The sequence below is a fragment of the Acetobacter orleanensis genome (genome assembly GCF_001581005.1).
Lineage (GTDB): Bacteria > Pseudomonadota > Alphaproteobacteria > Acetobacterales > Acetobacteraceae > Acetobacter > Acetobacter orleanensis.
Genome location: NZ_LHZV01000057.1, coordinates 1 through 21,368, shown reverse-complemented (window position 1 = coordinate 21,368; position 21,368 = coordinate 1). Strand labels below are relative to the sequence as shown.

At 53.0% G+C, this 21,368-nt stretch carries 20 protein-coding genes; 6 read left to right on the top strand and 14 right to left on the bottom strand.

The features are described 5' to 3' along the window. Positions 1-9: 9 nt before the first annotated feature. From AD949_RS05570 to AD949_RS05560, 3 genes are all read right to left on the bottom strand, one after another. A complete protein-coding gene (locus AD949_RS05570) occupies positions 10-492 on the bottom strand; it encodes an MSMEG_0572/Sll0783 family nitrogen starvation response protein (RefSeq protein WP_048834973.1) in 483 nt (160 codons plus the stop codon). 336 nt (positions 493-828) lie between these two features. Then, entirely contained in the window at positions 829-2,232 is a 1,404-nt protein-coding gene (locus AD949_RS05565) for an aminotransferase-like domain-containing protein (RefSeq protein ID WP_048834972.1), read from the bottom strand. Between the two features lie 92 nt (positions 2,233-2,324). Continuing rightward, entirely contained in the window at positions 2,325-3,209 is an 885-nt protein-coding gene (locus AD949_RS05560; RefSeq protein WP_048834971.1) for a LysR substrate-binding domain-containing protein, read from the bottom strand. A gap of 117 nt (positions 3,210-3,326) precedes the next feature. Between AD949_RS05560 and AD949_RS05555 the strand changes: the two genes are divergently transcribed. Further along, positions 3,327-4,862: an MFS transporter gene (locus tag AD949_RS05555; protein WP_048834970.1), complete on the top strand. Its 1,536-nt coding sequence runs from the start codon at positions 3,327-3,329 to the stop codon at positions 4,860-4,862. A gap of 155 nt (positions 4,863-5,017) precedes the next feature. On the opposite strand, the gene AD949_RS05550 is transcribed toward AD949_RS05555, so the two are convergent. Beyond that, entirely contained in the window at positions 5,018-5,524 is a 507-nt protein-coding gene (locus AD949_RS05550) for a YybH family protein (protein ID WP_082064601.1), read from the bottom strand. Positions 5,525-5,549: 25 nt separating this feature from the next. Then, positions 5,550-6,296, bottom strand: coding sequence for an SDR family oxidoreductase (locus tag AD949_RS05545; protein ID WP_048834968.1), 747 nt, complete (start codon positions 6,294-6,296; stop codon positions 5,550-5,552). Between the two features lie 239 nt (positions 6,297-6,535). On the opposite strand from AD949_RS05545, the gene AD949_RS05540 reads away from it, so the two are divergent. Together AD949_RS05540 and AD949_RS05535 are read left to right on the top strand one after the other, a co-directional pair. After that, entirely contained in the window at positions 6,536-7,351 is an 816-nt protein-coding gene (locus AD949_RS05540) for a DJ-1/PfpI family protein (RefSeq protein ID WP_048834967.1), read from the top strand. Positions 7,352-7,496: 145 nt separating this feature from the next. Next, positions 7,497-7,979, top strand: coding sequence for a YybH family protein (locus tag AD949_RS05535; protein WP_052944518.1), 483 nt, complete (start codon positions 7,497-7,499; stop codon positions 7,977-7,979). Between the two features lie 638 nt (positions 7,980-8,617). On the opposite strand, the gene AD949_RS05530 is transcribed toward AD949_RS05535, so the two are convergent. Next, positions 8,618-9,994, bottom strand: a complete 1,377-nt coding sequence (locus AD949_RS05530; protein WP_082064600.1) for a carotenoid oxygenase family protein — start codon at positions 9,992-9,994, stop codon at positions 8,618-8,620. Positions 9,995-10,070: 76 nt separating this feature from the next. Here AD949_RS05530 and AD949_RS05525 point away from each other — a divergent pair, with 76 nt between their 5' ends. Then, positions 10,071-10,646 (top strand): TetR/AcrR family transcriptional regulator, encoded by a 576-nt coding sequence (locus AD949_RS05525; RefSeq protein ID WP_048834965.1) that lies wholly within the window; start codon positions 10,071-10,073, stop codon positions 10,644-10,646. Between the two features lie 123 nt (positions 10,647-10,769). On the opposite strand, the gene AD949_RS05520 is transcribed toward AD949_RS05525, so the two are convergent. The 6 genes from AD949_RS05520 to AD949_RS05495 all read right to left on the bottom strand — a co-directional run bounded on the left by AD949_RS05520 (position 10,770) and on the right by AD949_RS05495 (position 17,283). Further along, on the bottom strand, positions 10,770-11,717 hold the full coding sequence (locus tag AD949_RS05520) for a GlxA family transcriptional regulator (RefSeq protein ID WP_048834964.1): 948 nt from the start codon (positions 11,715-11,717) through the stop codon (positions 10,770-10,772). 369 nt (positions 11,718-12,086) lie between these two features. Next, positions 12,087-12,881: an ABC transporter permease gene (locus AD949_RS05515; RefSeq protein ID WP_048834963.1), complete on the bottom strand. Its 795-nt coding sequence runs from the start codon at positions 12,879-12,881 to the stop codon at positions 12,087-12,089. Next, positions 12,878-13,531 (bottom strand): ABC transporter ATP-binding protein, encoded by a 654-nt coding sequence (locus tag AD949_RS05510; RefSeq protein WP_082064599.1) that lies wholly within the window; start codon positions 13,529-13,531, stop codon positions 12,878-12,880. Before AD949_RS05510 ends, AD949_RS05515 begins: the two co-directional genes overlap by 4 nt. Positions 13,532-13,578: 47 nt before the next feature. Further along, positions 13,579-14,637 (bottom strand): ABC transporter ATP-binding protein, encoded by a 1,059-nt coding sequence (locus tag AD949_RS05505; RefSeq protein WP_052944514.1) that lies wholly within the window; start codon positions 14,635-14,637, stop codon positions 13,579-13,581. Then, a complete protein-coding gene (locus tag AD949_RS14070) occupies positions 14,627-16,129 on the bottom strand; it encodes an ABC transporter permease (RefSeq protein ID WP_158319945.1) in 1,503 nt (500 codons plus the stop codon). The genes AD949_RS05505 and AD949_RS14070 overlap by 11 nt, the downstream gene beginning before the upstream one ends. Positions 16,130-16,293: 164 nt before the next feature. Beyond that, the gene (locus tag AD949_RS05495; protein WP_048834961.1) at positions 16,294-17,283 is read right to left on the bottom strand and encodes an ABC transporter substrate-binding protein; all 990 of its coding nucleotides are present in this window, start codon (positions 17,281-17,283) and stop codon (positions 16,294-16,296) included. Positions 17,284-17,458: 175 nt separating this feature from the next. Here AD949_RS05495 and AD949_RS05490 point away from each other — a divergent pair, with 175 nt between their 5' ends. After that, positions 17,459-18,310: a MurR/RpiR family transcriptional regulator gene (locus tag AD949_RS05490; RefSeq protein WP_048834960.1), complete on the top strand. Its 852-nt coding sequence runs from the start codon at positions 17,459-17,461 to the stop codon at positions 18,308-18,310. A gap of 211 nt (positions 18,311-18,521) precedes the next feature. Further along, a complete protein-coding gene (locus AD949_RS05485) occupies positions 18,522-19,328 on the top strand; it encodes a hypothetical protein (RefSeq protein WP_141325399.1) in 807 nt (268 codons plus the stop codon). Positions 19,329-19,372: 44 nt separating this feature from the next. On the opposite strand, the gene AD949_RS05480 is transcribed toward AD949_RS05485, so the two are convergent. Together AD949_RS05480 and AD949_RS05475 are read right to left on the bottom strand one after the other, a co-directional pair. Beyond that, positions 19,373-20,761, bottom strand: a complete 1,389-nt coding sequence (locus tag AD949_RS05480; protein ID WP_048834958.1) for a sensor histidine kinase — start codon at positions 20,759-20,761, stop codon at positions 19,373-19,375. Position 20,762: 1 nt separating this feature from the next. Then, on the bottom strand, positions 20,763-21,368 hold a 606-nt coding region (locus tag AD949_RS05475; RefSeq protein ID WP_156475920.1), incomplete at its 5' end, for a winged helix-turn-helix domain-containing protein.

Below are 21,368 nucleotides of genomic sequence, written 5' to 3'. Positions count from 1 at the left end.
CCTAGGGCCTTAGAGAGTCCATGTATTGAGGATGAAGGCGTTGTCGCGTCGGGCAAGCAGGATAATGTCGAGCACGTCCTGCGGATTAATGGGCGTAATGCCGGGGATCAGGTTTTGCTCGCCATATCCGTACAAAGCCTGAAGCGCGAAGCGGCAGGCATAAACTTTTCCGCCCTCTTCAAGAATTTTTGCAATCTGTTTGTTGCAGTTCATGTGGCCCGGAAAGGCTTCATCACCTAGGCGGGGAAAACCGCGCTGCACACCAAGGGTGACACCCGGACCATACAGCAATACAGATGTTTCAAACCCTTTGCGGATAAGGCGTGTTGCCTGAAGCAGGTTTACGAACCCAACGGACCCTTCATTGGCAACGGTATGGAAGGTGATGAGGGCTTTTTCGCCGGGGTTGGCTTTAACGTCCTCGAAAACCTTGTTTTCATAATTGACGAAGCAATCACCATCTTTGTGTGGAGCGTGTTCAATTGTTGGCATGATATCTCTCCCGTGTGCTGCGGTCTCCGGCGGAAGGTCGGGAGTGACCGCGTTACCGGGAGAGATGTGACACGAGAGGCGGGCGTTTCAAAATTTTGTATGGATAATGGTCTCCATACAAAATCAACAAAAAATGCGATAAAAGCTAATTTCATGGGTACAAAGCCAGATTAATCATGCCACGCAACCATGCAATCGGTTGTAGCCTCATTAAAGCTTTGTTTTACAAGGGTATTATTCTCACGCGTTTGTGAGTGCGGTCATTCCTTGTTTCCAAATCCAGAATTTCAGGAGACGGCCCCGGCGGGAGTCTCTGATGCCCGATGCACAAGCAGGTCACACAATATCAGTAAACCCGGGAGACCGTTTATGCTGGAGAACCGACAGCACGCCATGCAGGGATTTTTCCAGACTGGCCGCGTCTGGTGCGCTCCCCAGCGCAATCCGCGCGCGCTGTGGCGGTTCGCCACTGATGGTGAACACTGTGCTGGGAACAAGAGCCAGACCGCGCCTGCGGGCATAGGCGACAAAATCGGCACTTCCCCACCAGTTCGGCAGTTTGAGCCATACATGGGGGCCGTCCGGGTTCATACAGTGCTCTTCGCCCAGAATCCTGCGGGCGACTGACTGCCGGAGCCGAAGCTCTTTTTGAATGGCGTGGAGTATGGCGTGCGCCTGTTCCGTCTGCATCCAGCGGACTGTCAGCGCGCTGAGCAGGCCGGCATTGGTCAATGCAATGGCGCGGATGGCTGCGGTCACCCGTCGCGTCATGTCTGTGCTGGGGAGCGCGACATAGGCTGTACGCAAACCGGGGCTGAGTGTTTTGGCAAGTGTGGCAATATAGCTGACACGGCTATGATCAAGAGCCGCCAGAGCTGGCAGCGGAGTATCCATGAGCAAGCTGTAGGGGTCGTCTTCAGCAATATGCAGGTGATGGCGTTGGGCGACTTTCAGAATATCCTTGCGGCGTTGCAGGGACATTGTGGCCGTGGTGGGATTATGAATGGTCGGGATGCAGTAAAGCAGCCGGGGGTGATGTTCGGCGCACACCCGGTCAAGTTCCTCCGGCATCATGCCTTCCATGTCACTGTCTACACCCACAAGGATAAGGCCAAACTGTGCGGCTATGGTCCTTATGCCGGGATAGGCGATACGGTCGGTGACGATGACGTCACCGGGCTGGGTATGTGTGCTGACGATTGCCGCCAGAGCACTCTGGGCACCGGGGGCTATCAGGATTTCATCCGTGCGGCGCTGGCCAATAACAGGGGCAATCCATTTTGCGCCAAACTGGCGTTCCTCAAGAGTTCCACCGGTTACGCGGTAGGACATCAGGCTGTTCAGATCCTGCTGCTTGAGGATGGCGGTAATATCGCTTTGGATCATGCGTTGGAGTGGCGGATCCTGCGGGATTGGGGGCAAGTTCATGGTCAGATCAACCACGGCAGGACCAGTATGGCGCCAGTGGCTTTCCCCGGCACCGACACGGACAAAGGTGCCTCGTCCGACGGTGGCATCGATAAGGCCGCGTCGCCGGGCTTCGGTTAACGCGCGGGTGACGGTCGTGAGGTTGGTGCCGAGGTACTCCGCAATCACGCGTTGGGGAGGCAGTTTGTCCCCATCCCGTAAATCGCCTTTGCGAATGGAAAGGGCCAGAGCATCGGCAAGCGTCAGATAAATAGCGTTCGGACTCCGGCTGATGTCTTCTTTCCAGTGTGCGAGATAGGGATAATCAGCCATGCGAAGCGGTCTCCATATATGTTGGCAGATTGTATGTGATTATTGTCCATACAATCAATGCAATAGACCTACTGTCGTGATGGCTGTTTTGCTCAGGAGACCGACCGGGTTTCCAGTTTCCGCAGCTGCGTAATAAAATTGCGAGCTGTCGGAGCATTTTCATCCGAGCGAAAGAGAGCCGCTATTTCTGAAATGATGGGCTCGCCGGAAAGAGTATGGAAAGCAACGGCAGGCAGTGTGACAACAGCCCGTAATGTGCTGGGAATAACGGCGACGCCCCGCCCTATGGAGACCTGCGTCAATACGGCGAGAAGGCTTCCCGGTCTGGAGACAATCCGTGGTGTAAATCCACCGAGACTGGCAACCTGAAAAGTCCCAAATGCCTGTTCTGGCAATACAAAAGCCGCAGCGGCGAGGTCCGCGGGTGCAACAGCCTCTTCCGGGCTATCCGTTTGTGCGGCGGGACGTGCGAGACAAAAGTGATCCCGGATCAGAACATGGTGCTCAAGGGACGCAGGCAGGGTCATGGGCAACCGGACAAAGCCGATATCCACCTCTCCATCTGCGATCAGCTTCGGGAGTTTTTCCATCTCAAACTCGCGTGCATTAACATGGACATCCGGATAGTCGCCAGAAAACTGGCTCATCTGGGCTTGTAGTAATCCCGTGTACGCCGCTGAACCGACATAGCCGATTTCTACCCGTCCCAGTTCACCGCGCCCAGCGCGACGTCCGACATTTTCCGCCGTGGCAAACTGCTGGAGCACCCGGCGTGCTTCGACCAGAAAGACCTCGCCTGCGGACGTAAGGGCGACAGAACGCTTTGTCCGCTTCAGCAACTGGGCCGATAAGGTTCGCTCAATTTCCTGTATTTGTACTGTGAGGGTAGGGGGCGAAATAGCCAGCCGTTCCGCCGCACGTGCGAAGTGGAGCTCTTCTGCCAGAATTACAAAATACCGAAGATGTCTGAGTTCCATGAGAATGCCGATGATTATTAGCTCATGCCTAATAATAGAGAAAAGAGCGACGAATGACAGAAATTATGGCCGTCAGTAACGTCAGGACAGTTTTTAATCCTTTCAAGGCCCCTTCTTATGACGAGACCATCTACATCGGGCGTGTTGAATAAGTCAGAGAAAACTGTAAGCCTCATCCCGGTGCTGCTGACAGCTTCAACAGGCTGTGCGCTTACGGTTCTGGATACAAATGTGGTTGCAATCGTCCTCCCCACGATTGCCCGCGAATTTCATGCGAGCTTTTCGGATATCGAGTGGGTGATCAGCACATACGTGCTGTGCTTTGCCTCCCTGCTCCTGCCCGCCGGTGCGATTGCTGACCGTTTCGGACGCCGCCGTGTTTATCTAATCGGTATCACGATGTTTAGCGTTGCGTCTCTCCTCTGCGGGCTCGCGCCGTCTGCCTCCGGGTTGTATATGGCGCGCGCCTTGCAGGGCATAAGCGCTGCCTTCCTTCTGGCTCCGGCACTCGCCATTATTGGTCACAGCTTTCATGATCCTGAAGCACGGAACCGTGCTTGGGCCATATGGGGAAGTATCATGGGTCTAACCATGGTTATCGCCCCAATTCTTGGCGGATTGATTGCGTACACTCTTGGTTGGCGCTGGGCTTTTTACATCAATGTTCCAATCTGCACATTCCTTGCCGGTGCAGTAGTGGGTCTGGTGACTGAATCAAACGACAATGCCGCCAGCAGGCTTGATCCTTTCGGGATCATAGTTTTTGCAGTCTTCATGTTCGGCCTGACATGGGGCATGATCAATGGTCAGGCTGTGGGGTGGGGATCTCCAAAGGCGTTGGCCGGATTTATTGGTGGTGGTGTAGCGCTCGTTGTTTTTATCGTTGGCGAGCGGGCTCAGTCACGCCCGATGCTGGATCTGAGCCTGTTCACCAATCCTCGTTTTCTTGGTGCGGTCTGGGCAATGTTTGCTTATGCGGCCTCCGCTCAGGTCATGGCGTCAATGCTTCCCCTGTTCCTTCAAAATGGACTGGGTCGTTCCGCTTTGCAGGCGGGCTTTTCCATGTGTCCATTTGCCGTGGCGATGCTGGTCTTCCCGCATATCGGGCGTCTCCTTGAGCGTCGTATGTCTTCAGCCGGTATTCTGACATCCGGATTAGCGCTTGTCGCCATTGGTAACGGGATAACCGCATGGGGAGCCGCGATATTAACGTGGCCAGTGATTCTGGTGGGAATGGTTGTGCTTGGCAGCGGCGGTGGTCTGCTGAACGGAGAGACGCAGAAAGCGATTATGAGCGTGGTGCCACGAGAACGATCTGGAATGGCCTCAGGGATCAGTACAACATCACGGTTTTCTGGAATTTTGCTCGGCTTCGCCATGCTCAGTGGGATATTGGCTACGAAAGTGAGGGCATGGGTCAATGTGTCTGCATGTGGTCCCGCGTGTCAGCATTCTTCGACATTTGCTGATGCAATTGTAGCAGGTGATCTTCCCAGTGCCGTTGCAGGGCTGGAAGGTCCATCACGTGCCATAGCCGTTGACTATGCACGGCAGGCGTTTTCTCATGGTTTTTCTGCGGCCCTTTTGACTGCGGCGGGTTTGGCGCTGCTGTCATCCCTTGTGGTGTATGTTTTGATGCAAAGGGCCGACTGAGGGCGGCTTACGCCTTATGCCAAACAGGATTCACGATAAACTGCATTGTAGACAGGAACAGGTCCACAGTGATCCTGAAGCTTATCGTGCCCCCCGGATTATGGTGCTGATTATTTCATATCTGGATAATGAATATCCGCATGCTTCTGTATTGATTATCTATTGTTCGTGGCTGTAGAGGACGTGTCCGACCACATATCACGATGGATTTTCCACTTTCCTCCCTGTTTGAGCAAGATGATAATTTGTCTCCCGCGTTCGACGACGCGACCATTTCGGTCAAGCATCCTGATCTGGGAGATACTGGTCGCGGCTTCAGGACCAGCATAGATCTCATAATGGTCAAATCGGGCTCCCCCGATGAGGTCCGGTCGCAGGGTTTTTTCAAAATAGGCAAGGATTGCCGCTCGGCCGGAAACTGCTGCTGCATTAGGCGGCAGAAGGCTGGCGTCATCGGTGTAGAGACGCGAAATTGCTTGAAGATCCCCTTTGGCGAGATCTGTGGCAAACTGTTCTGTCACGGCCTGCACTTCAGCCGGGTCAGCAGATGGCGTATGAGCTGCCAGAGCTGGAGTGTCATGGAGAGCGAGAACCATCAATGCACCAAGGAGAAACGAGAACGGTTTTGTGATTGTCATTAGGACATCTCCAGAAATCATCATTACCTGCTAAAAGTGGAAAATAGTTTCAGAGCTGGGAGCAGCCGCCATCGACCACCAGTTCCGTTCCAACGACGTATCGGGATTCATCGCTGGCAAGGTAGAGAACAGCCGCAGCGATTTCTTCAGGCTGACCCATGCGGCCCAAAGGTACAGTCGAGGCAAACTGCGCTTTGAAAGCCTGTACCTCGGCGTCAGACAGGCCAAGCTTTCCGAGTAATGGTGTTTCAATGCCTCCCGGAGCGACGGCATTCACGCGGATTTTTCGGTCAAGCAGTTCGTAAGACCAACTCCGTGCGAACGAACGGACCGCCGCCTTTGCGGCTGCGACCAGAGACAGAGCATGTTTTCCGGTCTGGTCAATAAAGGAGGTTGTCAGAATAACGGATGCGCCCTCACGAAGTATCGGCAACGCAGCCTGCATCGTAAACACGGCACCTTTGACGCTGATGTCCATGATGTCGTCATACTGGCGTTCATTAATCAATGGCAGCGGTGTTGGAATGACGTAACCCGCGTTTGCAAACAGGATATCAAGACCGCCAAACGTCTTCTGGACGCGGGATGCAACGGCTTGCATAGCCTCAAGGGATCGGACATCCGCAGCAAGGACGAGTGCCTCTCCACCGAGTTCGGCATGCACGTCGGCAAAGCGGGATTCGTCGCGACCGGTAACAGCTACGCGGGCCCCCTCCTTGATGAAACGCTTGGCGGTTGCAAGACCGATGCCGCTCGTGCCGCCAGTGATAAGCGCAGTTTTTCCTGAAAGTCTCATTCTGGAGTCCTCATATTCAAGAGCCACAAAAGGCAGCTCTCGTTGGCTTCGACAGTGTATAGGCGAAGGAAAAATGTCTTAAAGGACATATTTCCCTCAAATACAGCCATGAATCACATCAGGATGAAGTGAGTCTTAAAATGAGGGAAATAGGTCCTTTTGGAAATTTTTGAGTAAAGCTAAATGTCGAAAGAGTTCGGCAACGGACCCTGTATAAACAGGGCGCTTTGGAGAGCGATATGTTTGAAAATTCCAATAAAATTCCAATGGAAAAACTGAGTGCAGATGGCCGGGCACGGCGTCATGCACTGCTCATGGGCGGCGCAGTTCTTGCCGCCGCCGCAGTTGTGGATTTCATGCCTGAAACAATACAGGCGGCAACGATTGCTCAAGCCGAGAAGCCTATTGAATTCCTGTTCGCGATCTATCCGAATGGGACACTTCTCGATTTTGCAGGTCCTAACGAAATTCTCTCACGCCTTCCTAATACAAAGGTCAGGTTCGCCAGTCCGGACGGCGGTCTTGTGACTCTGGAAAAAGGCGTGACCTTTGGGCCAACGGAGAAACTGTCTGATATAGAGCGGGTTGATGTGATTTGCGTTCCCGGTGCGTTGGATCTTTCAGCAATGATGAAGCCTGAAATTCTTGCTCATATCAGGAGACTGTCAGAATCAGCGCGTTATGTGACATCAGTTTGTACCGGATCGATTATCCTTGCAGCCGCCGGTGTTCTGAAAGGAAAGCGCAGCGCATGTCACTGGGCGTTTCTGAATGTTCTCAAGAAATATGGAGCCATTCCAGACCCAGCGCGCATCGTAAAGGATGGCCGGTTCATGAGTGGCGGCGGTGTTACCGCCGGGATTGATTTCGGCGTAGCGATAGCGGCGGAACTTCGTGGTGTACAGGCCGCACAGGAAGTGCAACTTCTTGTTCAGTACGATCCGCAACCGCCATTTCACGCAGGTAATCCTTCCGACGCACCCCCAAAGGTCCGTGATGCTGTTTATAAAATGCTGCCCGGCTCTGAGAATGGTTTGATGCAACCCATCCTTTGATACAAATTCGACAACTTTTTACAGCCGTTTCATTGCTTTGATGGTATTGCGGAAGTGCCGTCATTAGGCTGCATGTATTTTGACTTTCTGCGGCCAGTTCAGATGAAAATCAACTTACTAAGAGAACTCAGAGTGAGTAATGCACATGAAATCATTCTTCGTTAAATTTGTTTCGTTTTCGGTCGTTATCGCCAATGCTATCTTGCCGATTGTGGCTTATGCGGAGAGCCCCCCTCTGTCAGTAGAATCAGCGATCAAGGCTGAAAATACGCGATGGGCCGACGCTTTTAAACGAGGAGATTATCAGGCTATTGGTCGTCTCTATACTGAAAATGGAACATTATTGCAGCCCGGCGGAAAGCGCATTATCGGTGCGGCTGCTATCACGAAATACTTTACCGAAGGATATGCAGGAAAGGCACCCGATACGGTTACTTTCAGCAATTTTGAGTTCTACGGCAATGACAAGGTCATAACTGAAGTTTCAGATTCCATTGTGAGAAGTCACGATGGAAAATTAAAATCGCGTGGCAAGCAAATTCTCATTTTTCTAAAACAGGGAAATATGTGGAAATTGCATCGTGATATCTGGAATGATGACGGCCCTGTACAATCTGATGATCGTTAAATAAGTATTGCTGATCTTGAATGCTATATATCGGAAAATATCTTATTGTCTGCGCACACCACACCTCAAATTCGTTTGTTAACGCACCGTTGAATTGAGTCATGAGGGCGCTGGTGCTGCAAAAACATAACATGGACGCCTCAGACCGACAGTCCATGTGATTTAAGATCGTTGCAGATGATAGGGACTTGATCGCCTGCGGTTTCGACGGAGGCGCAGGTTTAGATTTGGTCTTGTAGAGGGGGATCGCGCCATTGCAGACTTTGCAGCATTGGCGCGATTTCTAATAAAGCCGAGTTAAATAGAGGGATTTGCATAGAAATTTAAATTGTTTTTGATATTTTTAGGAAAAATGAAGACGCCCAAATTTATGCTTTATTGCACGTATTGTGCGTATTGCAATGGTTGTGCTTCTATCCAGTCCATCCAGAGTTTTGAAAATATTTTTCTAGATAACAAATTTTAGAGTCGTATACTTTCTAAAAAACACGCATTGATTAGAAAATATTTTTGAAAATTCTTGTCAAGATCTCTCATATAAAGTCTGTATTTCCAAAAGATTTCTATCCAGAAGAGATGGTTTGTAACAGAAACAGTTTTTGAAAAATAATTTTCTATTTCGGAATAGATGATTTATTTCAGACAACCGGAGAGGTAACGCCATAGTCAGCTACCCAACCGCCGTGGAAACCAAACGGTACCCGCACAGGCAGATGAATGGTAGCGACAGGCTCGCCAGCAAAATCCTGCGCGTCCAGAATGACGACATCGCTTAGGTTTCGGCCTGAATCATAAACGTAAGAAAAAATCCAGCCGTCATCTTCCGCACATGAATCAGGCTTTGGTACAAAGATTGGCTCCAGAGTCATCCGGCCTGTGCCGTAATCATGTATTTCCGTGGTGCCTCGCACCATGTCGTGCTTCATAGCCGGACCAAACGTTACACCGGCACCCCAATGGGCAGTGTAACTGAATCGGTAGGGCTGACCGCCAAACCGACCATTGATCTGCGGAAATTCCGTTCCATGATCATCAAGCTGCGTCTCGGTCAACTGGCCGGAACATCGGTTGAGCGTCCACCGGACAAGTGTGGGAGCACCTTCGTTCGGTCCATTGTGATCACGGTCGAACATGCGTGGGTGGCGTATGAGGTCAATAATCGTGAGATGATTATCGTCATAGGCATTCACAAAGTGAAAGACAAAACAACGTGGTGTTTCAAACCATTGAATGTTCTCGGCATTTCCGTTGCGTGGCAGAAGTCCGATCCGTGAGTCTCGCCGCTCGTCCCATAGCCACGGAAATCTCGCCTGTGACCGGTCTGGCTGAAACGTCACGGGCAGATCGGGTATGATGATGGATGAGGCGGTAAATGCTGTATCGTGGATCAGGGGAATGTGCGGCAGGTCGATCCGTGCTCTGGTTGTGGCGCGGCCGGTCTGGTCGACCGTAACGTAACGCACAGGCTGTCCGGGTTCATACGTTAAGGCATGCTGCTCACCCGTGATCGGATCGAACTTCGGGTGGCCAGTAAAACCGGCTTCCAGCGTCCCGTTGAAGTCCGCGCGTGCGATACTTTCCAACTCATAGTTCAGTTCTACCGGCAGGCTCCCTGCTTCAACAATGGCATAAAGCTTTCCACCCACACTTGTAAAATTCGTATTGACGCTACCATCGCGCCTGTTTTCGCCAGGGCCGCCGAGGGGCAGAACGTGCAGGGCTGTCACGACAGAGGAGTCTCTGACATAGCGGCTGCGATACCATTCTGCCTTACCATTTCGTAGGCGCAGGCCATGGGCCATTCCCGAACCTGAAAGCCAGTGATAGCGCACCGGGTCTGGGGCAACTGCTGGATTGGGACCAATGCGAAGGAGGCGACCAGTCAGCACTTTGGGAATATGACCGGTCACTTCCAGATTGAAAGCGGTGGTTTCAGCCTCGATCGGCGCAAAATTGTTGGCGAGATAAGGCGCCCCCAAACCCGCAAGTTTGGACGATTTCGATGGCAGAGTCATGATGATCTCCGATGTGATAGACAATCACATTGGCGCTTATTGATTGGGTGTCAATTAAAATGTTATAGATCATCACATGAAGCGAGACGTAGAACCCAAACGACCCGAGCGCCGCAAAACCTATCATCATGGTGACTTGCGAAAGGTGTTACTGGATGCTGCCCGAGAGGAAATAGCCGCTCATGGGGCGCAGAGTCTTTCAATGGCGTCGTTGGCGCGGCGGGCAGGGGTGGCTCAGTCAGCGCCTTATCGCCACTTCACGGACCGCGAGGCTCTCCTCGCAGCTGTTGCGACGGATGGTTTTGAGCAGTTCACCGAGGTCCTGCTTGAAGCCGCAGCAAGTGGCGGTAAGGCACATGCGATGCGGCGGATGGCAATTGCCTACCTTGCTTTTGGTGAAAAAAATGTGGAGCTTTACCGCCTCATGTTTGCGTCCGGTTTGGTGCCCGGGGCCGCCCCCGACAGCCTCCTTGCACGTGCGGCGGCAGTAAGTTTTCAGCCGCTTCTTGAGCGCGTTAGAGCATCCAGTCCGGCATCATCGCTCATTTCCGCGCATGCGAGATGGGGACAACTTCATGGACTGGTTATGCTAAAGGCTGATGGGTTTATTAGTGATTCGATTGAGACCCTGATAGACGCGTCAGATTTTTGAAAATCGACTCTTCCGAAGGTTTTTTCAAGAATAATGCGATGGGCAACGCGTTGGACCCCTGACTCCAATATGTCCTTCATCTGTTATTTGTCAGCATCGACACTGCGCGCGCGATGTGGCCGGTTAGTCTATACTGTCCAGACGGCCTGCGCGCCGGATAGCTTGCGGTGGATGCCCGTGCAGTTTGACGAAGGCGCGGCGCATGCGTTCTGGGTCCGTAAAACCGACCGCCTTTGCGATCTGCTCAATTGGTTCTGAGCCATCCTGTAAACGGACACATGCGGCTTCAACGCGCAGACGTTCAACCGCTTTAGCCGGTGTCTCGCCGGTTTGGCGGCGAAAAGCGCGTCCGAATTGGCGCACACTTAATCTAGCAGCCTCTGCCAGTCGCTCGATTGGGAGCGGTTCGACCAAATGATCACGCGCAAATGCAAGGGCCATGCGGATACGGTCTGAGTCCGGCTCCATCTGTGACATGGCTGAAAACTGCGACTGTCCTCCAGAGCGTCGATAGGGAACGACGAGTTCACGCGCGACCTCACGTGCAATTTTGGTTCCGAAGTCGGTCTCGATGAGCGCGAGTGCCAGATCAATACCGGCTGAAATTCCCGCAGAGGTCCAGTAATTATCGTCCGCGATGAAGATGCGATCGGCTTCGACCCTGACCAAAGGATACCGCTGCTGGAGTTCTGGGGCGAGACGCCAATGGGTCGTTGCGCGACGTCCATTGAGCAGTCCGGTTTCAGCAAGGAGGAATGCACCGGTACAGACGCTCGCAACGCGAGCAGTGTTTGCCGCAAGTTTGTTTGCTGCGGCGATGATGCCCTGATTTTGAAAAGGAGTGATGTCTCCACCGATGAAAATAACTGTATCAAATCCCCTATTGCGAAAGGGCTGCGTATGAATGGGAACCCCTGAACTTCCGGCAACAAGGCCTCCGAACTCGGAAATGACCGTCAAGCGATAGCTCTCACCCTCAATGAAGCAGTTCGCCTCTTCAAAAGCCCCTAAAGGCCCTGCGAGGTCGAGTATCCGATGGTTCGGGCAGATGAAAAATCCAATATGGTGCATAGACCTAATTTAAGGGAAAAACAGATTTTAAGCCATTTGTTTTTCGTGTTAGAATTTTTGAATGCCATTCAAAACCATGACGTGAGAGCTTTGAAACAGAAGCCCAAGGCTCTCGCGCCGGCTGCTTCTTCAAATCCTCTTCGCGAACAAATGGCTGCCCGACATTGGGCTGGACGTGTGAAAATCGCTCTGGGAAACAAATCGCGACTATTCCCGCACGTCTTGATCGATTTTGCGAATGATCGGGTTTAGACTCTCGATGGTGTTCGTGGTGTATATGATCTTGCAGCATGTAGATCGAAAGCAAAAACGGGATCACTCTCGGGTGAGAGAGTCTGATATCTCATACACAGAAGACCGGACACTCTTTCATCTTGCCAGATGATCCATGCGCAATCGCCCTCGGGTGTCGCTTAGTCGTGCTGCCGTTAGGATGGCAGCCAATGTCGCGCCAATCATATTGCCGCTGACAATCAGGCTCATCAGCACGATCTGATATTTTGAGGCTTCCAGCGGGTTCATGCCCGCCAGAATCTGTCCAGTCATGATTCCCGGCAGGGTAATAATTCCTGCGGCAGCCATTTGGTTGAGTGTTGGGATCAGGGCCGTACGAATGGCCTGCTGGATGGTAAAGTTCATCGCTTCCGCACGGGTTGCGCCCAATGTCAGCCGGGCCTCGATAGCCGAACGTTCGCGCGATATCGTGGAAAGCACTGTATTCATCGTCAGGCTGACAGCATTCATGACATTACCGAGTAGTAGGCCCGTCATGGGAATTGCTATACGTGCCTGATACCATGGATGTGGCTGCAAGGCTGTCAGTAAACCGATTAATGCGACAATCACCGTGCCGGTTACGGTGCTGCCACCCCCTATGGCAAAGTGCCAGCCCGGCGTTAGGCGTACCAGCTGGCGCGTGCCAACCTCGTAAGATGCCGCGGCCAACATGAAAACGAGCATTGCGACCGTCAGCCAGACAGAGGAGCGCCCGAAGATTAGCAACAGCAGGCTGCCTGCCAGAACCAACTGCACGACCATGCGCGAAGCCGCTATCACCAACGCCTTCTGGATACCGAGTGACAGCACGAGAGACAGGGCAACGCAGCCGCAAAGCATGCCTCCCGCCAGCAGCAGATCTCCCGACGTCAGCAAGGTTGGTGTCATATGATTGTTCCGCTGAAATGTCCGTGAACTATTTCGCACCGCTGATCAGCCATCCGCGATGCCTGCTCTATATCGTGCGATACAAGAATAATTATTGTTCCCTCTGTCATTTTTGTATGTAGCATGTCTTCTACCAGCAGCGTCGTCGTATCATCCAGCGCCGCGCATGGCTCGTCCAGCAGCATAACACGAGGCCTCTGGGACAGGCCGCGCAGCAGGGCAAGACGTTGCCTTTCACCTGTGGACAGACGGTGGATTGGGTCATGCAGCACATTGCAGCGCAGGCCCAACTGTTTCATCAGGCCATGGGTTTGGGCATTGTCTTGTATATGGTCCAGCACACGATCACTCCACCACCCCGGTTCAGCTGGCAGATATAAAACCTGCTGCCGCCATAAATGAGCAGGCATGGCCGAACAGAATTGGCCATCCAGCGCGGTGTCACCCTGATGCGGATCAAGATCCGCCATCATGCGTAACAATACAGACTTTCCCGTGCCAGACGTGCCTGTAATGACAAGGCAACTCCCAGTTGGGACATCGATATCAAACGGTCCGGCGTGAGGGTTGCGTAGCCCTCGGACCGAAAATCCATCTGACAGGACGGCGCATGGCCATCCATGAGGTTGGGGAGAAGAAAGAAAAAACATCGATCCTGTCGCGCTAATACAAATAACCTTATCTTTTTCTTGTCTTATCAGACAGGATAGACGAACAGATGCCGTGCATCGAAAGCAAGGCAGGTTTGTTCGGGTGGAATTTCGGGTTCCAGACTATGGAGCGACCAGCCTAGCTGCGGCAAATGCCACAAGACGCGCCAACGTCCGGCCTCGAACGTCATGTCTATTCGTCGCGCCACGTATCCCTCATTGATCTGACGTACACCTTCGGGCCGAATATAGGCTCTGGCTGGTCCCTCGGTGATGAGGCCAACCGGTGTCACGGGCTGGAAACCTGTTACGCTCTCAAATCCCCATTGCATATCCCGCTTTTGCAATGTGACAGTAAACGCGCCTTCAGCGCCCGTCAGACGTGCGATCCGGGGGGACCGTGGGCAGCCGTATAATGTGTCGGGGGTGGCGTCCTGAATGATCCGCCCCTCTTCGAGCATCAGCACCCGGTCTGCCAACCGCCAGACGTCAACAGGGTCGTGGGTTACGAACAGGGCGGAGCAGGATGTTTTCCGCACGAGTTGACGGATATTGTCGCGCATGCGTCCTCGTATCTCGACATCCAGACCGGAAAGTGGCTCATCCAACAGCAGCAGATCGGGACGTGCCGCCAAAGCTCTGGCCAGACCGACCCTCTGCTGCTGCCCGCCCGATAACTGCGCAGGATAGCGTTCTTCCAGCCCTTCCAGCGATACATCGCGGACCAGACTTCGGGCGCGTTCCATCCGTTCAGACCGCGCTTTGAAGAGTGAGCGGCTTGGAATGGCGGCGGTAATATTTTCAAGACAAGTCAAGTGTGGCCACAGCGCATAGTCTTGAAACACCATCCCCAAGCCGCGACGTTCGGGGGGTACAAACACTTTGCCCGCAGGGTTGTCCACCACCACGCTCCGGAGTGCCACAGACCCAGAATCAGGCCGCTCCAGCCCCGCGACTATGCGAAGGAGAGTCGTTTTACCCGAACCAGACGCACCCATTAGCAACACGAACTGACCGCGAGGAATTTTCAACGTAATACCGCGTAACACTTTGGTCCGGGCATGGGATTTTTCGATCCCATCCAGTGTCAGAATGTTATCGTCCATTCGCTTTGTCTGCCTTAAAAGTCGTATCCGTTCCATCTGTCGGCCCAGCCAGAAACGGTACCAACACCAGACCCAAACATGTTACCGCCAGACACGTTACCATACCGACCAACGCCACCCTCGCTTGGGCTTCATAATGCTGCGAGATTCCCAGAGAAAGTAACCGCACGGCTAATGGTGGTGTGCCAGCGGGATACAGGATTTCTGACAGCGGCAGTTCAAAAAACACAGTTATGAACACCATGGCCCATGCCCAGCTCAAAGGCCGGATTAGTAGCGGCAGATAAATGCCCTCAAGACGCTCAGAAAGTGAAAGACCATGTACGCGTGCTGCTTCCCCCAGTCCACGATGCAGGGACGCAAACGGTGCATCAAGAAAGCGCAGGGCAACGGGTAAGTGGCTGGCCGTATAAGCAAGGAGCAACAACATTGGTGTTCCATACAGCGCCAGCATTCCGCCATTGAATGCAATCAGATAAGAGGCTCCCAGAATAACCCCCGGTACCGCCATGTTGGCTGAAGTCAGCCACAGTAACAAACGCGCCAGCACGGCGCCGCCCTTTCCAGAGCGCATCCGCCCGCCGAGAATAATGGCGGCGAGGAGTACCGCAGCCACCGCCGACACAAATCCATAGCGCAATGACAAGCTGATGGCGCGCCAGCTTCCGGCATCAACCAGAGAACCATGAACCGCCGGGCCGCTCATCCCTTCCACCGCCAATGCCACTTGTGGTGCGCCAACCCCGGCCAAGAACACACTGCCTGTCAGCAGCCATGCCAGAGCGAGCATAACGGGGCGACATGATAGTGCTACGGGGCGATGCTGGCGGCCCCCGATTGTGGCGGCCTGTGACCGCCCCAGCATGGCCTGCGCCCCTAAAGCTAACAGGGCCAGACAAACCAGAAAGAGGCTCAAAAGCGCGGCACGGGAAAAATCGACAGGAATGGTGGACAGGTTCTGGTAGATTACATAGCTCACCAAGGGGAGGTGGACCTGAGCTCCCAATGTTGCCGCGACGCCAAAATCCTGTGATGCAGCCACCATCTGCACCATCATCATACTGCCCACGATGGGGAACAACAGCCGTGCTATCAACCACCACCGTCGCCACGCGGTGCGCACGTGCATGCGTGATGCAGCCTCCAAATCTTCACCGAGTACGTGCCAACCCGTACGCGCGCTCATCGCAGAAAAAGCCAGCCCCTTGATTGTCAGAAGGAAGACAATCCCGGCTTCACCATAGAACAGGCGGCTGATGTGACTGTCGGCTAGCACTGGCATGGCGACTAAAATCTGCCATCCGGACGTCAGCAGATAGCTGGGCATCAGAAACACGGCCCATAATGTGACGGATAGAAATCCGCGCCCCAACCACCTTCGGCGTTCCAGCAGAAAGCCAATTAGCAGGCCAGGTGGGACGACCAGAAACCCTGCTTCGATACTCAGTCGTACGGTATTCCACATCGCTATGGGCGACAGGCCATGTCTCAATGCCGTATCCAGCGGCGGCAATGGCGCCAAGCTCGGTATTAGCGGCAAAGCCAGAAACCTTACTAGAGGATAGACAAAGCAAACCATGATGAGCGCAGCAAAGAGCAATCTTGCCATGCTGGTCAAAAGGTTTGGGATGTGTGAAAGCAACCGTGACGCGTGTGTCATCGAACAATCATTCGCTGGAACCAATCAATGACTTCGGCTTGACGTCCGCCCCAGATCAAGGGGCTCAGGTGCATCAACGTCATTCCGTCCGGGTCCGGCAGATCCGGCTGTGCGGGACTGTTTGTCACTGGCCAGAACAGTCGGTCTGCATCTGTGTCATGCATCCGTAGGATCTGGATATCTGGCCGCATGATGAAACGCAGAAAATCAGAGGCAGTGTGACGTCTTGACGCTGGCTGATCAGCCGCGACTGATGCAACGCCGGGCAGAATAAAAGCTGGATCTGGGAGCGCAACAAGAAATCGCTTATCCGTGCGCGACAGGGCAATCCCTGCCGAACTCTGCGTGATTGCAGAGTCGATCCGTCCGGTGAGCAGGGACGTCAAGACCGCTGCGTTAGACGGAGCAACCAGCATCCCGTTGGCCGCCATCCGTAACAATGCCGATTGCCCTGCTGGCCAGCCGCCATTGATAGATAACATTCCTGCCAGGAGCTGATACGCAGGGCCTGAAAGCGCCGGATCAGCCATTCCAATCCGCTTTGTATTGAAGGCCTGCGTCCAGTTCTGGACGGTATGCGCCTTGTCTGCGCGCTCAAGGAACACCCCAGCCAGAGTAAAACCCGTTGGTTCATAGGATCTGTCAGCGGGCAGCAGGGTACGCCCTAATGGAGTCCAGTCCAGATCCGGCACGGTACCACGCGCGAACAGTCCAGCTCGATCCATGGCGACAGCACCATCATCTCCCTCAAACCAGACCACGTCCCAACGTGGATGGTGGGCTTCAGCCGAAATTCGAGCCAGCAATGCCCCTGTAGACATCGTGACAAGGCTGGCGCGCCGTCCAGTTTCCCGAGTATAGGCGGAAATTACCGCTGGCGCAGTTCCTACCGAACTATAAACCACCATGTCAGGTATCTGGTGGTCTTCAAGGCTGACCACGCACCCCACGCTCGCAGCGAACAGCAAGGTGGCTGCCAGCCGCATACGCGCACTGCGTTGTCGGTTATTCGGCCTCACAGTTCGTAATAGTGTCATCATAAATCATATAAACATGTAGTAAACACTACTGCGTGAAGCTTTTGTGAAGTTAGCAATTATGCCATTACGAGCCTGTAGGGTAAGGATTATGCCAGCTACAGTGCAGAGGGAGGACACAGTATTGAAACCTGACCTGATCCTGCAAAGTCTGCATCCCGATTCCGGAATGACGCCAACGACACGTCGTGTTGCACAGTTCATACATGATAATCGTCCTCTCGCTTTGGCCAGCTCCGCAGCGGAACTCGCGGAAAAGCTGGGAACATCGGATGCTTCCGTGATTCGATCGGTACAGGCTATGGGTTTCGAAAGTCTGGCCAAACTCCGGGCTGCGTTGATTGCCGGGCTTACCCGCGCGCATACTCCTGCCTCAGCGCTTTCGCGAACCATCGAAGAGATCGGGTCTGATCTGGATACAGCAGTCGGAAGCATTCTTGATACTCAGATTGAGATGGCGGCGACTCTAAAGAACCCGACAATACGGCGACAAATTGCAGATGCGGTAAGGGTCTTGCATTCCTGTACACGTGTTGCAGTGTTCGGTATTGGCCCGTCTCATGGCATCGCAGATTACATCTGTAGAGTACTGAACCGTCACGGTCGCATCAGTTTTCCGATCGGCACGACCGGGCGTCTTTTCGCGGATGATCTTATTCTGCTGCATCCGACGGACGCTGTCATTGTCATGGCATACGGCACGTTGTCTCGTGACGTCGCTATCCTGTTTCATGAAGCACAACGCCAGAAGCTGCCAGTTGTTTTGATTACTGACCGGATCGCGGCGACCGAAGTGCCGTCAGGCACGGTCATCATCTCAACAGTTCGTGGGAAAGAAGAACATATTGTCATGCATTCCGCTACAGTGGCGCTTCTGGAAGCCATAGCTTATGGGCTGTCCATTGCCTCTCCTGAGCATACATTGCAAACGCTCAACCGTCTGAACAGTTTTCGAAGCAAACTCACCGAGGAATAAAAACACAAAACATTTTTAAATATAGAGCGTTCTGCATTTTTTCTTTATCAGTATTTGTTTTTGATCGGCGATATCGGAAATTCTTGGCGCAGCCATGCGCGCATATACTGGAAGGTTGGGTGATTGTAAGCTGACAAAGTGTGCCTTTTCCTGCTTTGCGGTGGTGATGACTTACAGATCTTGAAATGATCAAGCGGAAAGAAGTTACGCCATGCTTATTCGTGCAAGCTATATGCGAGCAAAGCGAAGCCAGAACTCAGGCAAGGTATTCTTGTTATGCGGTGCAATGATCGCCGCCTTATTCGTGGCGATTCCGGCACGAGCTTCGGACAATGATCAGCACTCTCTTGTAATCTCCTATCGTACCGCACCCGCAGGTCGCCCAGAGTTGTTGAGTGCGCTGCGCACCCAACTGGTTCCCCGGTTACAGGGGTTGTATGCCAAAGACGGACTTGCTCATTATCGTATCCTGTTCAGTCGGCTTGTAGATACTAACACTTGGGACGCCCTTGTTATTCTGGAATTCCGGAATAACGCTCAGGCAACGAGATGGCAGACCATTGATACGCAGACGCCAGCCGGTCTTGATGTCAAAAGTCTGACGGGTATTTCCACAGTGGAAAGCACGGTCTCGGACTGCATTGGCAGTAGCGGGCCTCTCTCAGGAACTCCAGATCCCGTGTATATGGTGATTCCGTATGATTATTTTGTCTCACCCTCAGAGTATGTGGACTATGTGCACGCTTATGTGGAACCACAAACAAACGGTTGGATCAAAGCTGGTGCGTTGAACGCTTATCAAATCTATACTGCGCGCTATCCGGCAGGGCGTGGGTGGATGTCATTACTGCTCCTCGCTTATCACGGTAATAATGGTCTGGATCAGCGCAATACCGTTGTAGCCGCGACACGTAAGGCATTAACCACAAATGCAGAATGGGCTGCTCGGGCTCATGGAAAAGAGCATATCCGATCGGAAAAAGCAGCCATGATTGCCGATATGATCGCGGGTAAATAAGGTTTGGCACAATGTGCGAGTTGCAGAGGGCGAAAATATTGATGTCATGGATAAATATTCAAAGTTGGCAGACTGATCTCGCAACGTAAGCCCGGATTGTTGTCCTCAAGGCGAATGGTGCCGCCATGAAGGCGTACGATTGCCCGTACCATGCTCAACCCAAGTCCAGTACCGGGAACTGTGCGACTTGAATCCAGCCGCACCATTTTCTCAAATACCCGCTCCCGTTCGGCGAATGGGATGCCGGGCCCGGTATCCGTGACAACAAATATGATCACATCTTTACTCAAACGTGCAGACAAAACGATCTTCGTTTCTGGAGGTGAGTGGTTGATGGCATTCTCGATCAGATTGGATAGCATCTGAATAAGTAAAACGCGGTTTCCCTCAATCGTCACGTCAGGTTTAGGCGGGCTGACAACAAGACTATGTTCATGGTCTTCCGCAACCGCGTGATAAAAATCACTGATGGTTCCGAAGAGCTGGTCCACTGAGTATGTCTGGCAATCCGGGATGCGGTCTCCGGCCTCTATCTGTGCAAGCCTTAAAAGAGAGGAGAATATCTCAAGCGCGTCCTGAAGGTCAGCCTTTACACGGAGAAGGCTGGCATCCCGAATTTCTGGATGAGACGCCGCCATTGCCTCATCCAGATGCTGCCCCAACCGGGCCAGTGGGCGCCGCATATCATGGGCGATGTCGTCTGAGACCTGTTGAACACTGGCGATGAGGGTTTCATTCCGGTCGAGCATTGCATTCAGACTGCCGGCAAGATGGTCGAATTCATCTCCTGTCCCATTAAGGGGTAACCTGCGAGAAATATCACCCCGCATGATTTTACGCGCTGTCAGGCTGATGGTCTCGATTTTTCCCAGTACAAGCCGGCTCAGCATAAAGCCGCCCCCAAGGCCGATTAGCAGGAAAGCGACACTGTTCCATGCCAATGTCAGCCAAAGATCGCGACGAAGAGATTGAAGAGGTGTGGCATTAATGCCAACAAAAAAATAACCGCCATCCTGCAGAACTGTGCCATACCCCAGCACCGGCTGGTGATCGCGAGGCAGCGCGCGGTGCGTCCATGATAGCCACCTCCAACCCTGAATGGGTCTCAAATGCCGCATAGTACCAGTGACAGAGTGTTGCTGATTATCCTGTAGAAGGTAGTAAAAACCCGGTTCGTTCTGCACGAGTTCCTTCAGGACAGGATGTAGATGAACAACGTCCTGGCCGTGTGCTTCTGAAAATGCTTCATCACGCTCATTTGCAACAGACTGTCTGATCTGCTGTGAAAGCAATTGCTGGCTACGATACCCGGATAGCACGGTTACCATAAGGCCGCTGACGAGAAAGCAAACAGCAAACAAAGCAACAATACGAAAAGACGAACTCCGGAGAACTGGAAAGCGTCTGACTGTTGTCTGGGGCAGGGTTGTCATCTCAGGGGTGCCGCAAGATATAACCCTCACCTCTCATCGTATGGATCAGAGGTGGGGCATCTCGCCCCAGACGTTCTCGTAGTCGGCTTATATGGGTTTCGACCAAATTGGTTCTAATCGGGAAGTCAATGTCCCAAACAGCGTGCAACAGCATTTCGCGCGTTACAAGTATGAGAGGGTGTCTCATGAAATATTCAAGAAGTTCCAACTCTTTTCCCTGAATGTAGAGTTTTGAACCGGCGCGATGCAATTCCCGGCTTAGAAGGTTGATTTCAACATCGGCAAACACCAGACGTGTTTCCGGATGTTGAAATTTGATGCGGCGCAAGATGGCATCCAGCCTCGCTGACAGTTCAGCTAATGAAAAAGGTTTGACGAGGTAATCGTCGCCGCCGCTCTTCAAGCCTGTAACCCTGTCACTAATGCCGTCCATTGTTGTCAGAAAGAGAACAGGAGTCTGAATATTGGCCGCGCGCATAATTGTTAGTATTGTCAGACCATCCATGCCGGGAAGTCTGCGGTCGAGAATAATGCAATCCCATGCGTCTTTCAGAGCCAGATCACAGCCAAGGTTGCCGTCGGCTATGGTCGTGATGTCGATATGTGC